The sequence below is a fragment of the Paenibacillus silvestris genome, assembly GCF_009882985.1.
Taxonomy (GTDB): domain Bacteria; phylum Bacillota; class Bacilli; order Paenibacillales; family NBRC-103111; genus Paenibacillus_E; species Paenibacillus_E silvestris.
Window position 1 is genome coordinate 1 of the sequence record NZ_WTUZ01000006.1, and the last position, 274, is coordinate 274.

A 274-nucleotide genomic window follows, 5' to 3' on the forward strand; every position below is an offset into this window, starting at 1 on the left:
AATACGACTTTGTATGCGAAATGGACGGCGATACCGGTCGCAACGTACACGGTGACGTTCGATTCGAAAGACGGCAGTGCGGTAGCAAACTTGACTGGCATCACTGCGGGAGCGCCGATCACGAAGCCAGTTGATCCGACGAGAGCAGGCTACACGTTCTCGGGCTGGTATAAGGATGAGGGCTACGCCTCGGCGTGGGACTTCACGACGGATACGGTAAGCGCGAATACGACGCTGTATGCGAAATGGACGGCGATACCGGTCGCAACGTACA

1 protein-coding gene is annotated in these 274 nt (G+C 56.6%); it reads left to right on the plus strand.

Translation table 11 applies throughout. From position 1 onward, the window contains the following. The coding region (locus GQF01_RS02490) for an InlB B-repeat-containing protein (RefSeq protein WP_161405318.1) at window positions 1–274 on the plus strand (274 nt) is incomplete at both ends.